The sequence below is a fragment of the Arthrobacter sp. Dra40 genome (assembly GCF_059091905.1).
On sequence record NZ_JBNHHB010000016.1, the window covers coordinates 21,867 to 35,820 of the forward strand.

Annotated in this window: 11 protein-coding genes; 6 read left to right on the forward strand and 5 right to left on the reverse strand. The window is 67.7% G+C overall.

All coding sequences use genetic code 11. The annotated features are described in order from the left end of the window. Window positions 1-45 precede the first annotated feature (45 nt). Together AC5RWT_RS10080 and AC5RWT_RS10085 are read right to left on the reverse strand one after the other, a co-directional pair. Window positions 46-780 (reverse strand): glutamine amidotransferase, encoded by a 735-nt coding sequence (locus AC5RWT_RS10080; RefSeq protein WP_494080111.1) that lies wholly within the window; start codon window positions 778-780, stop codon window positions 46-48. Window positions 781-927: 147 nt separating this feature from the next. Beyond that, window positions 928-2,157: a CHAD domain-containing protein gene (locus AC5RWT_RS10085; RefSeq protein ID WP_494080112.1), complete on the reverse strand. Its 1,230-nt coding sequence runs from the start codon at window positions 2,155-2,157 to the stop codon at window positions 928-930. Window positions 2,158-2,249: 92 nt separating this feature from the next. Between AC5RWT_RS10085 and ftsY the strand changes: the two genes are divergently transcribed. Beyond that, complete coding sequence (gene ftsY, locus AC5RWT_RS10090) at window positions 2,250-3,458, forward strand: signal recognition particle-docking protein FtsY (RefSeq protein ID WP_494080152.1); 1,209 nt, start codon at window positions 2,250-2,252, stop codon at window positions 3,456-3,458. Between the two features lie 141 nt (window positions 3,459-3,599). Here ftsY and AC5RWT_RS10095 read toward each other — a convergent pair whose 3' ends face one another. Further along, window positions 3,600-4,397, reverse strand: coding sequence for a hypothetical protein (locus AC5RWT_RS10095; protein WP_494080113.1), 798 nt, complete (start codon window positions 4,395-4,397; stop codon window positions 3,600-3,602). 94 nt (window positions 4,398-4,491) lie between these two features. Continuing rightward, window positions 4,492-5,757, reverse strand: a complete 1,266-nt coding sequence (locus AC5RWT_RS10100) for an MFS transporter (RefSeq protein WP_494080114.1) — start codon at window positions 5,755-5,757, stop codon at window positions 4,492-4,494. Between the two features lie 266 nt (window positions 5,758-6,023). On the opposite strand from AC5RWT_RS10100, the gene AC5RWT_RS10105 reads away from it, so the two are divergent. The 3 genes from AC5RWT_RS10105 (at window position 6,024) to AC5RWT_RS10115 (ending at window position 9,782) form a co-directional block, all read left to right on the forward strand. Continuing rightward, the gene (locus AC5RWT_RS10105; protein ID WP_494080115.1) at window positions 6,024-7,343 is read left to right on the forward strand and encodes an ammonium transporter; all 1,320 of its coding nucleotides are present in this window, start codon (window positions 6,024-6,026) and stop codon (window positions 7,341-7,343) included. Beyond that, window positions 7,340-7,678: a P-II family nitrogen regulator gene (locus tag AC5RWT_RS10110; protein WP_494080116.1), complete on the forward strand. Its 339-nt coding sequence runs from the start codon at window positions 7,340-7,342 to the stop codon at window positions 7,676-7,678. The genes AC5RWT_RS10105 and AC5RWT_RS10110 overlap by 4 nt, the downstream gene beginning before the upstream one ends. A 340-nt stretch (window positions 7,679-8,018) precedes the next feature. Continuing rightward, window positions 8,019-9,782: an HNH endonuclease signature motif containing protein gene (locus AC5RWT_RS10115; RefSeq protein ID WP_494080117.1), complete on the forward strand. Its 1,764-nt coding sequence runs from the start codon at window positions 8,019-8,021 to the stop codon at window positions 9,780-9,782. A 91-nt stretch (window positions 9,783-9,873) separates the two neighbouring features. On the opposite strand, the gene AC5RWT_RS10120 is transcribed toward AC5RWT_RS10115, so the two are convergent. After that, window positions 9,874-11,274: a glucose-6-phosphate dehydrogenase gene (locus AC5RWT_RS10120; RefSeq protein WP_494080153.1), complete on the reverse strand. Its 1,401-nt coding sequence runs from the start codon at window positions 11,272-11,274 to the stop codon at window positions 9,874-9,876. A gap of 371 nt (window positions 11,275-11,645) precedes the next feature. On the opposite strand from AC5RWT_RS10120, the gene ffh reads away from it, so the two are divergent. Beyond that, window positions 11,646-13,232, forward strand: a complete 1,587-nt coding sequence (gene ffh / locus AC5RWT_RS10125; RefSeq protein WP_494080118.1) for a signal recognition particle protein — start codon at window positions 11,646-11,648, stop codon at window positions 13,230-13,232. Between the two features lie 158 nt (window positions 13,233-13,390). Beyond that, window positions 13,391-13,951 carry an NUDIX hydrolase gene (locus AC5RWT_RS10130; RefSeq protein WP_494080119.1) on the forward strand — a complete coding sequence of 187 codons (561 nt, stop codon included), beginning with the start codon at window positions 13,391-13,393 and terminating at the stop codon, window positions 13,949-13,951. The last annotated feature ends 3 nt before the right edge of the window (window positions 13,952-13,954 follow it).

Below are 13,954 nucleotides of genomic sequence, written 5' to 3' on the forward strand. Positions count from 1 at the left end.
TAGGTGATCAGTGGGTGGGTCAGTTTTGTGGGATCAGTTGTGCCATCAGGCGGTGGCGTAGCGGGCGACAAAGTTGTGCAGGATTCGCTGCGGCACGGTCACCGTCTTGCCCCGCACCTGCTCCATCACGGTCTCCGCTTGGTCCGGCGGAAAGTAGCCAGCATCCCGGTAGATCCAAATCCGGGTCAGCAGGCCTTCGGTGTCCAATTCGGCGTGGAACTGGGTGGCATAGAGGTTGTTCTGGAGCCGGAACATTTGGTATGGGCAATGCTCGGATGCGGCCAGATGGACCGCGCCCGCGGGCAACGTGGAACAGGCTTCCTTGTGTCCCACGAACGCGCTGAATTCCCGCGGCAGGCCGGACAGCAGGGGATCGGCGGCGCCGGCGTCGGTCAGTATCACCTGGGCTGCACCGATCGGCTCACCGTATTGCCGGTCCACCACGCCACCGCGGTGCCGGCCCAGCGTGCCCACGCCGTAGCAGGCTCCCAGGAACGGATAATCGCGGGCGACGACGGTGTCCAGCAGTTGCTCCAGCTCGGCTTCCACCCGCAGCTGGGCGGCCGACTTGGTCGCGTCGTCGTCGCTGGATGTGAACGGGCTGCCGCCCAGGATGATGCCGCTGTAGTCGTCCAAATTAATGGCCGGCATCGGCCCGGCTTCCAGCCGAACCCGGCGCAGTTGGTCCGGCTTCAGACCGCCGAACCGGGCGAAGGCCGCATATTCCTCATCGGCTGCGGTGTCATCGGCCCGCGTGGCCAGTAGCAGGAACGGCTTCATGCGTTGATCGTACAGTCGCCGCGGCATCCGCCGGTACGTCGGTTGGCACGGTCCCCTGGTGTGGCAGGCCGTATCTGCCGCCGCCGGCGGTCAGGCCACCGGCTCTGCCGCCGATGGCAGTCGGGCCGGCTCTGCCGCGGTGTGCGGTCAGGCCGGCTTCCACGGTTTGCCCCAGCTCTTCGGTTTGGCCGACGGGAAGCGGCCCCAGAGCGTCTGGAACTGTGACACTGCTTCCTGGGCCGCCGACTGTTCGAGGGCGTCGAGACGGCCGTAGAGGAAGGTATCCTCGCCGTCGTAGGCTGCCTTGGCCGCCACCCGACGAAGCAATTGCCGAGCCACCACGGCATCCTGGTGTTCGCCCAACACACTCTGGATTTCGTGGGCCGCCTGGCCCAAGTCAGCGGCGTCGACGGGGGAGAGCACGGCGGCCGCTTCGGCGGCATAACGCAGCCGTTTGGCCCGTTTGCGGGCCTCATGCAGGGCTTCTCCGGCCTGTTCCGTGCCCTCGGGGGCGGCGAGGGCAGAGCTGGCTGCGGCACGCAGGCGCTTGAGTTGCCGGCCCACCAACCGGGGCACAATCTGCCGGGCGGGTTTGGAGGCCAGTTGTGCCAGTTGCGGCTGGTCAAGCCAGGCCTCGATGTCCGTCACCAGCCGGCGGTACCGCTTGCTGTTAAGGGCCCGCCCGACTTGCCGATGACCGGCGTCCAGCCCTTCCGCCAGCTCGTTGTTCAGACGGCGGACGGCAGGCGCTGTGCCGGGAGCGCCCGGCAATACCGTCCGCTCCATCTGCCGATCCACCTGCCGGGCCAGATCCGCGCGTGCGTTCCCGTGGGCACTGTCCGTCCCGGGCGCGTCGTCGTGCTCGTCCTTGCCGGTGCCGTTGTCCTGCCCGTGGGCCCGGGCCTCGCCGTCGGCTTGGTCCTCAACGGCCACAGCCAGCAACCGTCCCAGACGTTCGGCCTGCACCTCGGCATCCCTGGCGGCAGCCAGTTCGCCGGCGAGCCACTTCAACTCGTCCTGCAGCCGGTCGGGCGGCGGGTCCAACAGCTTCCCGTAGGCCTGCAATACCGAGCGCATCCGGCGGGTCGCGGTGCGCATCTGGTGCACGGCATCCGGGGAGTTCCGCCGGGCCGGCCCGGCGAGTTCGGCGAATTGAAGAAAATGGCCGTGGACGGCCTGCAGCAGCAGATCTGCGGCCGGGCCTTTCAAGCTCGGTTCGGCGCGCGGCGGCAGACGCGATGCGCCGTCTTCATGACCGGGCGGTGCACCCTGCCCGTGACCGGCCGATGCGCCCTGCTCGGGACCGGCGGGTGAGCCCTGCTCGTGACCGGCAGGTGCAGCCTTCGGCCCGCCCCGGTCCGCGCTTTTGGTGGACATGCCCGCAGTGTACCGCGGACGGTAAACGGTCCTCCGGTGCGGCGGCACGGCGGACGATGGGGGCCGGTAGGCTAGACCCCGTGGACGCAACCATGATCATTATCTACGTAGTCATCGCCATCGCCGTCATCGGCCTCGTGGCAACGCTGTTGCTGCGCGGGCGCAAGACTCCGCCGGGCACTTACACCACCACCCGGGACGCCAACGACCCGGCCACACCGCCGGCCGGGGGCGGCACCGACACACTGGAAGCGCCCCGCGGACCGACAGGCACGGCACCGCCCATCGGTGTGCCGACCGAAGAGGAACCGCTGCCGGCCGGCGTCGAAATTCCGGAGGATGCCGCGGCGCTGGAGACCATTCCGGTGGAGACGCCGGCTCCGGTGCAGGGCCGCCTGGCCCGGTTGCGCGCCCGGCTGGTCAAGTCCAACAACGCGCTGGGCAAGGGGCTGCTGGTGCTGCTTGCCAGCGACAAAATCGACGAGGACGTCTGGGACGAAATCGAAGAGACCCTGCTGCTGGCCGACCTCGGCACGGAGCCCACACTGGAACTAGTGGATGCGCTCAAGGACCGGGTGAAGGTGGAGGGCAGCCGGACCCCGGAGCAAGTCAAGGCCATGCTGCGCGAGGAACTGATCAAGCTGGTGGACCCGACCATGGACCGGTCGCTGGCCGTGATGCGCCACGCCGACCGCCCCGCGGTGATGATGGTGGTGGGCGTCAACGGCGTCGGCAAGACCACCACGGTGGGCAAGTTGGCCCGCGTGCTGGTGGCCGAGGACAAGGACGTGATCCTGGGTGCCGCGGATACCTTCCGTGCGGCCGCGGCCGAGCAGCTCGCCACCTGGGGCTCGCGCGTGGGCGTTCCCACGGTGAAGTCCGACGTCGATGGTGCGGACCCAGCCTCCGTCGCCTTTGAGGCGGTCAAGGCCGGCATCGACCAGGAAGTCGACGTGGTCATGGTGGACACCGCCGGGCGCCTGCAGAACAAGGTGGGCCTGATGGACGAACTCGGCAAGGTCAAGCGCGTGATCGAAAAGCAGGCCACGGTCGATGAAGTCCTGCTGGTGCTGGACGCCACCACCGGCCAGAACGGGCTGAACCAAGCCAAGGTCTTCGCTGAGGTCGTCAACATCACCGGCATCGTGCTGACCAAGCTCGACGGCACCGCCAAGGGCGGCATCGTCGTCGCCATCCAGCGCAGCCTGGGCGTGCCGGTGAAGCTTGTGGGCCTGGGTGAAGGCGCCGACGACCTGGCCCCCTTCGAAACCGAAGACTTCGTGGACGCGCTGCTGAACTAGAAGGCCAGGTCGCTCACTAAGGGCCGCGCATTTACCAAGGGCAGAGCACACCACACGACGGCGATCCCTCCCGCCGGACATGACGTCCGGCGGGAGGGATTCGCATTTAAGCGGGAGGGTTTCCCGACGGTGGGGGCGAATCTAGGCCGCAGTGGAGCGCAGGTTCAGCCGACGCTTCGTCGACTGCCCGCCCGCCTCCGACGGAGGCCCCGGCGTGCGCAGGGCGATGAGCAAGCCCCAGACCAACGCGGCGATCGCCAGCCACTGCACGTCCATGCTGCCTCCTGTCTCGGGACCGAGCAGCCAGCTGATGCCGAGCGATACCGCGCTGAAAGCGAGCACGGTCCGCAGCAGAGGGCGGGCCTCGGGCCAGAGGGCATGCAGCCAACTGGCCGCGGCCAACGTGATACCAAGGGCACCTTGGACCGGCCAGTGGTCGATGCCCATGGTCCAGTATTCGGGCTCTGATCCGGTGGTGCGGGAAACGTCGAGCGCGTACCAGGCGTAGGCCGCCCAGAACGGCAGAGCCAACACGGCCAGCACCAGGAGCGGCCAGTCCACTGACAGCCGGGGCCTCTCAAACCGGGCGCCGGCGCGTCGGGCGGACCACAGCAGGCCAAGGGACATGACGCCGAGCACCCCGGCCATGATCACCGGCCCCAAGCTGAAGCCGAGCAACGCACCCACGAGGAGCGCCGCCGTCGTCAGCCAGAGCAAGGCAAGGACCGGCCAGATGTCCCGCGGCCGGAATGCCACCCAGCCGAATGGCAAGGCCACCGCGAACGTGGTGAGGACGCCCCAGCTCGTCTCCAGCGCTGCAACCTCGGCGAAGAAGGAACCCTCGATGAACATGGTCGACAGGTCGATCAGCCCGAAGCCGGGCAGCACGGCCCAGAACAGCACGGCCAGCACCGCGAAAATGCGTCCCCCAACGGTCATGGGTCAGAGACTAGCGGTGGACGCGGTCCGTGGCTACAGACGGGAGCCTGGCGCAGAAACGGCGATTGCTGGTGGCGTTGCCAGCTGGCGCGGGTCAGTCCGCCGCGGTCTCCTTGACAGGTTTCACCAGCGTCTCCCGGCCGAACACCAGCCAGAGCAGGGCGGAGGCCAGCATGACCGCACCGGTGACGCCGAAGGCCCAGGCGTAGTTGAGCCGGTCGGCCAGCATGCCGGCCAGGACCGGCCCGATAATGGCCCCGGCGTCGGTGCCCATCTGGAAGACGGCCAGCACCTTGCCGCCGGTGCGGTCACTGCCGATGATGTCCCCTACGGCAGCCTGTTGTGCCGGCCCCAGCAACCCGGATCCGAAGCCGGCAACCACCGAGGCCGCCACGAACGCCGGTACGGAATCGATGAAACCGATGGCTGCGATGGCAAGCCCGGCAACGGTGAGCCCGGCGACCACCAGCGGGCGGCGGCCAACGGTATCCGCGAGGCGGCCGGAGAAGGTCAGCGCCATCGCGTTGCCGACGGCGAAGACGGCCAACGCCAGGCCCGCGGTCGCCGGACCGGCACCCAGCACGGCTGCGGCGAAGAGCGGTATCAGCGCCATCCGGACCCCGAAGGTGGCCCAGCCATTGGCGAAAGCGGAGACGACGGCGGCGCGATAGCCGGGGTCCGATAGCGCCTCGCGCAGGTCCATCGCAACCGGCGCCGGTCCGTCGTCGGCGGTCCTGGGCGCCGGCTTCTTCAGCAGGACGGCGACGACGGCGGCCGCCACAACCAGGGCCACGGCATAGACCACGAAGGGCATCCGGAGCCCGAACCCGGCCAGCAGGCCGCCGACCACCGGTCCCAGGATGCCGCCCATGAGGAAGGTGCCCGCGTAGAGACTGGAGACCCGGCCGCGTCCGTTCGGCGGGGCCAGTCGCAGGATCAGCGCCATGGCCGAAACCGTGAACATGGTGGAGCCCAGGCCGCCAAGGCCGCGGAAGATCAGCAGCTGCCAATAGTCCTGCGCCATCGCGCAGGCGCCGGTTGAAGCGGCCACAATCAGCAGTCCGGTGAGGTAGACGCGGCGCTCGCCCCAGCGACCAACCAGCACCCCGCCGGCGGGCGCGAACACCAGCCGGGCGAAGGCAAACACACTGACGATGACGCTGGCGGCGGCCACCCCGACATCAAAACTGGCGGCGAACTGCGGCAGCACCGGAGCCACCAAACCGTATCCGAGCGCGATCACAAAAGCCGCCGCAATCAGGACCTTGATATCCCGCGGCAGCGGTGTCTGCGCCTCCCTGTCCGGACGTTGCAGACCGGGCAGGCGGATATGGCGCTCCGTGCGGCGTGAAACTGGCATGTCATCAAGCCTAGCCCGGTTGGATTGGTGTCCTTGTGGCAGTGGCGGCCGGGGCTACAGTCCCACGCCACACGGCCCGGTGGGCACCGCCGTCGTGCGCTTGCCGCCCCCGTAACACTGCCGAAACACGCCGGACAAACCGGTTTTACCTGGGCGGGTTTCTTGTAACGCCCGCGCAATACACGCTCCCGTTTGCCGAAACACGCCGTCGTCAGTCTTGAGTCAGCGGCGGGAAGCTACCTGCCGAAGGACGAGAGGACGTGAAGATGGATCTGTCAGCAGGTCACGTCTGGGTAATGATTTCGGCAGCCTTGGTGCTGCTCATGACGCCGGGATTGGCGTTCTTCTACGGCGGCATGACCCGGGCCAAGTCGGCCCTGAACATGATGATGATGAGTTTTTCCGCGATCGCGCTGGTGGCGGTGGTCTGGGTGCTCTGGGGTTACTCCATGAGCAGTGGCGAGGGCGTGGCTCAGCTCTTCGGCAATCCGTTTGCCGCCTTCGGCCTTGAGTCGCTGCTCAACACCGAAGACCTCATCGGCGCAGGCTACGGCGCGACGTTCGCGATCATCACCGTGGCGCTCATCTCCGGGGCCATCGCGGACCGGGCAAAGTTCGGCGCGTGGGCGGTCTTCGTGCCGATCTGGGTCACGCTGGTTTATTGCCCGTTGGCCTTCATGGTCTGGGGCGGGGGACTGCTCGGAGCTGAAGGGGCCCTCGGGGCCTGGGCCGGAGAGGCGATCGACTTCGCCGGCGGCACCGTGGTGCACATCAACGCGGGTGTGGCCGGCCTGATCTTGGCCCTGATCCTGGGCAAGCGCAAGGGCTTCGGCAAGGACCCGGCCCAGCGGCCGCACAACATTCCGCTGGTGATGCTTGGCGCAGCGTTGCTGTGGTTCGGGTGGTTCGGTTTCAACGGCGGTGCGGCTGGTTCGGCCGAGGAAGCCGGCCTGATCTGGGTCAACACGATGGCCGCTCCGGCCGCCGCGATGTTGGGCTGGCTGGTGACCGAGCGCGTCCGCGACGGCCGCCCCACCTCGCTGGGGGCCGCATCGGGCGTGGTTGCAGGCCTGGTGGCCATCACTCCGGCCTGTGCGAACGTTTCCCCCGTGGGCGCCGTTGGCCTGGGCCTGGTGGCCGGCGTGCTCGCGGCGCTGGCGGTCGGCCTGAAGTATCGGTTTGGCTATGACGACTCGCTGGATGTGGTGGGTGTCCACCTAGTGGCAGGTCTGGTCGGCACGCTGGCGCTGGGGTTCATCGCCTTGCCGGTCGAGGGCGTGGGCGGCGGCCTCTTCTACGGCGGCGGCCCCGCCCAGTTGTGGGCGCAAACCGTGGCGGCGGCAGTATCCGTGGTGTTCTGCGCGGTGCTCACCGTACTCATCGGCCTGGCGATCCACAAGACCATCGGCTTCCGGGTGACCGAAGAGCAAGAGGTCACCGGCGTGGACCTGACCCTGCACGCCGAATCCGCCTACGAGTTCGGCGGTCTGGGGACCGGCGGCACGTTCATCCCGCACCCGGCCACCGACCGCAGCGCGCATAACGCGGGCGCCCGGTCCGCCATCAAGGAAGAGGTCAGCGCATGAAACTGGTGACAGCGATCATTCGGCCGCAAAAGCTCGACGCCATCCGCAACAGCCTGGAAAGCTACGGCGTCCAGGGTCTGACCATCAGCCAGGCCAGCGGATACGGCCGGCAGCGCGGCCACACCGAGGTCTACCGCGGAGCGGAATACACCGTGGACCTGCTGCCCAAGATCCGCATCGAAGTGCTGGTCACGGACGAACAGGCCGACGACATCGTTGATGTCCTCGTGGCCACGGCCAATACCGGCCATGCCGGCGACGGCAAGGTCTGGCTGGTGGACGTCCAAGAGGCCGTGCGGGTGCGCACCGGCGAACGTGGTGAGGCAGCCATCTAGGCCGCGTATTCTCCGACAGCTCAAAGCCCGGTTGCTTTGGCCGCCCCCTGTGGCGGCCGGGCAGCCGGGTTTTGCCGTGCGCACAGGCCACGGTTCGCCACGGCTGGCAGCCGGCTCCCATGACGAATCAGCTGGGCGACTCGTCCTACACTGGCGGGTCTTGTCCTACAGAAGCCGGTCTTCTCCTCCGCAGCCGCGCCACTCCTCCACAAGCAGTCTTGTCCTCCACCGCCCCGCCTCCCAAAGCGTCTTGTCCTCCACAGGGCCATGTCCGCCGACGTTTGTGCACATACGTCGAACACCCGTTCTACCCGGAGCTTGCGCTGCGTAGCGTTGAAGTATGGCAGCGGAACCGTTGGACGAGGCACAGGAGCCGGAGGAACACTCCGGCTCCTGTGCCTCGCCTTCGGACTCCGCATCGATGCCTGCTTCCGACCCCGGGGCCGTGTCCTCCCCAAAAACCTCCGATGGCGATTCCAGTTCCAGCAACGGCTCCGCGGACGGGCTAGCCGAATCCGACGACACCACTGGCTCAAAGGAAACTCCTGCAGCACTTGCCGCTGGAACAGGCGCCACGGGAGAGCAAAATGCCGCTGAGATTGAGGCGCCGCCGGGGCGGGAGTTGTGGGAGGAGGACTGGCGGGAGCTGGACCCGGCGGAACTGGCCGGGCTGCTCGCCGGCACAGACCCCGAGACCCTGGACGACTGGTCCGTGCTCGAATACCTCAAAGCAGTCCGCAAACACGAGGCCTGGACCCAGTCCCGCCGCACCCGCGCCATGCACCGGATGGCCGTGCTCCGGCCCGCGACTGGCACCGACGCCGGGGCGCCGGACGGGATCTCCCGGCACGCCGCCCAGGAACTCGCCCCCATCCTCGCCGTACCCCGCAAACAGGCAGCGGCGGAACTGGCCGACGCGCACCAGATCGCCATCCACCTGCCCGCCACCCTGACCGCCCTCGACCACGGCGCCATCGACCTGCCCCGCGCCGCGGCGATCGCCCGCAAAGGCGCCGACCTGCCCCCAGACACCCTGGCCGAGTTCGAGAACACGGTCCTGCCCGGCGCCGGCGCCATCACCCTCGAATCCGTCCACGCCCGTGCCCGCACCGCCCGTGACCGGCTGCACCCCGTACCTCTCGAGATCCGGCACCGGGCCGCGATGGAACGGCGCACCGTCCAATACCTCCCGCAGGACGACGGCATGGCCGAACTGTTCATCCGCACCTCGGCGGAGAAAGCGCTGCTCGCCTACAACCTGATGCAGGCCCACGCCAGGAAACTGCAGACCGCCCAGGAGACCCGCACCCTCGGCCAGCTCCGCGCCGACGTCTTCACCGACATGCTCCTGCGCTACCCCGACCACGCCTACCAACCCGCCCCCACAACCGCGGGCAGTCACACTACCGCTGCGGCGACAACAACCGGGGAAGCCGGGGCCACCACCGAACACGAAACCGCCGCCGCGGAGAGGGCTGCCGGGGACGCGGCACCCGGGAACGGGACCTCCGGCCAGGGCCACTGCACCTGCTGCGGCGCGAACACCACCGCCTCGGCCGCAGTCACTGCGCCGCTGACCACCCTGCTCGGGTTGGCCGACGACCCCGGCGAACTCACCGGCTACGGGCCCATCCCGCCCGAGATGACCCGCAACCTCACCGCGCTGGCCAAATCCTGGCTCCTCGTGCTCACCGACGACTACGGCCAAGCCATCGCCGCCGCCAAAGACCTGCGGATCCCGCCCGAATGGCTCAAACGCCTCGTCCGGCTACGCGACCGGCACTGCCGCGACTTCGGCTGCACCGTCCCCGCCGACCAATGCGAGATCGACCACACCATCGCCTGGGAAGACGGCGGCAAAACAGTCCTCGAAAACCTCAGCGCCCGCTGCAAACCCGGCCACAAAACCAAACACCACGGCGGCGGCACCGTCACCCAAGACCACGACGGCACCCTGCACTTCACCACCCGCTCCGGACACACCCACACCACCACCCCCGACGAAGGCTGGGCCATCACCTACCCCACAGCCGATGACCAAGCCGATCCTCCAGCAGGCAACGGGCAGGGCGAACGATGGGACGAAACGCCACCGCCCTTCTGATGGAAGTAGCGCTGCGCTGCGCCGCTATCTACTCCGGGCGATGCCTATCCGCGGCGATGCCTATGGGGCTACGCATCCGGGGCGCTGCCTATCAGGGGAGCGGGGTGTCGCTCCGGGACGTATCCCAGCCGGCCGGCCCAAAGCTGCCGGCCTCATACTCTTCCAGCGGTACAACGTCGTCTTTCCAGGCTTTAAGGACTGGTTCGACAATCCGCCAGCAGTCCTCGGCGATGTCGCCGCGGACAGATAACAGCGGGTCGCCGTGTAGGACGCCTTCCAAGACTTCGCCGTAGGGCAGCAGGTCGGCCGCGTGCAAATCTGCCTCCAGGACCGCCCGGTCCAGAGTGAAGAGGTCACTCGGACCGTTGACGTCGATCTCCAGCTGCAGGGTTTCGGGCCCAAGCCCGATCCTCAATCGAGTAGGCGAGTCAACGCCTGTGAATCCCTCAGGCAGGTGATTGACCGGCTTGAACGTGATGATGACTTCCTTCTTCGGCTTGGCCAACGCCTTGCCTGAGCGCAGGACGAATGGCACGCCCGCCCAACGGCTGTTGTTGATGGAGACTTCAATTTCTGCAAGGGTTTCTGTTTTCCGCGAGGGGTCCACGCCCTGTTCTGCGGTGTAGTCCGGTATGTCACGGTCGCCAATGCGGCCTGCGGTGTAGCGGGCCCGCCGGGTGCTTTTGGCGAAATCGGGGTCAACGCTGGCGGCCCGCATCACGCTCCCGATGTGGTCGCGCAGGTCTCGTTCCTTGAGAGTGGCCGGCGGGTTCAAAGCCGTCAGCGCCATGACCTGCGCCAAGTGGCTCTGGATCATGTCCCGCAGTGCGCCGGCGCCGTCGTAGTACCGAGCGCGCCCCTCCAGGGCCAGGGATTCGTCGTAGAAAATCTCCACTTTGGCCACGTGTTCATTGCTGAGCAGCGGTTCCAACAGACGGTTGGCGAAGCGCAGGCCCAGGATGTTGAAGACCGTCGCCTTGCCGAGGAAATGGTCCACCCGGTGGATATGGTCCTCCGGCACCAGTTTCAGCAACGTCTTGTTCAGCAACACGGCCGACTCGAGGCTGGTGCCGAACGGTTTCTCCAGCACCAGACGGGTCCCCTCCGGCACATCCTCGGGCCGGAGCGCTTCGCACGCTTTCTGGCTGACGGCCGGCGGCAGGGCGAAGAATACGGCCACCGGGCCGTCCAGCTCCGCCAGCAGTTTGGCCAACGCGCCCTCGGCAGTCACGTCCACCGAGTGGTATTGAGTGTCTTGCTGGATGTCGAGCAGTTGCTGCCGACCGTCGTCGTTCGCAGCACCAGCGCAGGAATCGAAGGCGCCGCTGACACGTTCCTGCCAGCGCGCGCCGTCCCAGTCATCGGAGCCGGCGCCCACCAGTTTCAGCCCGCTCGTTTTGCCCTGAGCAATCAGCTTGCCCAGCCCGGGCAGCAGCAGCCGGCCGGTCAGATCGCCGGAGGCCCCCAGGATGAGCAGTGTCCGGATCTGCATCGGCCCGCTGGCATAGGGGGAGGAATCGTCCTTGGTCTGGGTCTGTTCAACGCTCACGATCCCCACCTTGCCACGGCCCCGACGCGGAGGGAACGGTACCAGTGGCACTTGCATGGAAGGCGGGACTGGAACCGCACCGCCCGGTCAGGGCGGGGACTGATAAAATCTGTGCCGCCCACTCAGGACTCGCTCGGCATAAGCCCCTGCAGCCTGTGTCCATAGCGGCCCCATGCCAAAGCCCTCATGACAAGCCCGCACAAGAGGAGCGAGAAGGGGCGCGACTGAGGCCACCGCCAGTTGATACCCTTAAGAGCTGAACTCCGGCGTGGCCCGGGGATTGTGAACCAGATCGACGAAAGTAGACACGGCGCGTGTTCAATTCACTCTCTGACCGGTTGACCTCAACCTTCAAGAATCTGCGCGGCAAGGGACGTCTGTCCGAGGCCGACGTCGATGCCACCGTGCGCGAAATCCGGCGTGCCCTGCTTGACGCCGACGTCGCCGTGCCCGTGGTGCGCCAGTTCACTGCCCATGTGAAGGAACGCGCTCTCGGCGAGGAAGTCTCGGGCGCCCTGAACCCGGGCCAACAGGTCGTCAAGATCGTCAACGACGAACTGGTCAACATCCTCGGCGGCGAGACCCGCCGCATCAAGCTGGCCAAGAACCCGCCGACGGTGATCATGCTCGCCGGCCTGCAGGGTGCCGGTAAGACCACGCTGGCGGGCAAGCTGTCCAAGTGGCTCAAGGGCCAGGGCCACAGCCCGCTGCTGGTTGCCGCCGACCTGCAGCGCCCCAATGCCGTGACCCAGCTTCAGGTCAACGGCCAGCGCGCCGGCGTGCCCGTCTTCGCCCCGCACCCGGGCGTGCAGTCCGAGTTCGATTCGGTGACCGGCGATCCAGTGGCCGTGGCCCGCGACGGCATTGCCGAAGCGCGGCAGAAGCTCTACGACGTGGTCATCGTGGACACCGCCGGCCGACTGGGCGTCGACGCCGAGATGATGCAGCAGGCCGCGGACATCCGCGCCGCCATCAACCCGGACGAAGTCCTCTTCGTGATCGACGCGATGATCGGCCAGGACGCGGTTAATACCGCGCAGGCGTTCAACGAAGGCGTCAACTTCACCGGCGTCGTCCTTTCCAAGCTCGACGGCGATGCCCGCGGCGGTGCGGCGCTCTCCGTCGCGTCGGTGACCGGCAAGCCCGTGATGTTCGCCTCCACCGGCGAGAATTTGGACGACTTCGAGATCTTCCACCCGGACCGGATGGCCAACCGCATCCTGGACATGGGCGACATCCTCACCCTGATCGAGCAAGCGGAGAAGTCCTGGGACAAGGGCGAAGCCGAGCGGATGGCGCAGAAGTTCGCCGACCAGGAAGACTTCACTCTCGACGACTTCCTCGCCCAGATGCAGCAGATCCGCAAAATGGGCTCGATGAAGAAGATGCTCATGATGATGCCCGGCGCCGCCAACATGCGCCAGCAGCTGGAGAACTTCGACGAGCGCGAGATCGACCGCGTGGAGGCGATCGTCCGCTCGATGACCCCGCACGAGCGTGTTGCCCCGAAGATCCTCAACGGTTCCCGCCGCGCCCGCATCGCCAAGGGTTCCGGCGTCCACGTCTCCGAGGTCAACGGCCTGCTGGAGCGCTTCGGCCAGGCCCAGAAGATGATGAAGAAGATGGCGCAGGGCGGCGGCATCCCGGGCATGCCCGGCGTGGCCGGCCCCGGCGGTTTCGGCGGCGCACGCAAGAAGCAGCAGGCCGCCAAGGGCAAGAAGAAGGCCCGCTCCGGCAACCCGGCCAAGGCCGCGCAGGAACTGCGCGAGGCCGAGGAACGGCGCAAGAACAAAGCATCGGTTCCGGCCGGAAGCGCCTTCGGCGCCCCGCAGGACGGACAGGATTTTGATCCGTCGGCGCTGAACCTGCCCAAGGGCTTCGAGAAGTTCCTCGGCAAGTAGTCCGTCCAGATTCCACATGCAGTGATGAGTGCCCCGTCGGTGAGTCCGGCGGGGCACTCGGCATCAAGGGGGAAGGTAAGCTGGGTTGCTGAATCGATTAGGCAGCGACGACGAGGGTCGTTAGCCCCACCGGCGAGGCAGCGCAGCGAAGGAGATTTGTGGCAGAGCAGGCACACAGCGGCGTGGACCGCCCGGCCGGAAGGCGGCAGGCCGCCGCCGTCGTGGTCATCGTACGCAGCGTCGGCGGTTCCGTGGTGCTGGTGAACGGTGCCGGCGGCCCCGCGCTGCCGGCTGCCGCGGTCCGGCCCGGCGAAGACCCGCGGTCTGCTGCGTCCCGCGTGCTCGCCGAGTCCTCCCTGCCTGCGCCGCCGGGGCGCATCCTGGCGCTCGACTACCAGCCGGTGGCTGCCGCGGCGGCCGAAGCCATCACCTTTGTGTACGACGGCGGAACGTACGACGGCGGCGAGCTCGCCGCGGGTGCCGGGGGACAGGCCGTCTTCCTCCCGGTCGAACAGGCCGAAGCGGCCCTGGACAGCGCACAGTCCGCCCAGCTGGCCGCCGGCCTCCGCGCCCACGAACTGCTCACCGTGGTGGAGCTGCGCAACGGGCAGGTGCTGCGGACAGCGCAGTTGCGCGTGCCGGAACGCGAGCTGGCGCCGCAGGTCTGGGAACCCGAGCCAGCGGGCGGCTCCAAAGGAATTGTCGGGTCCGGCGTTTAGTAT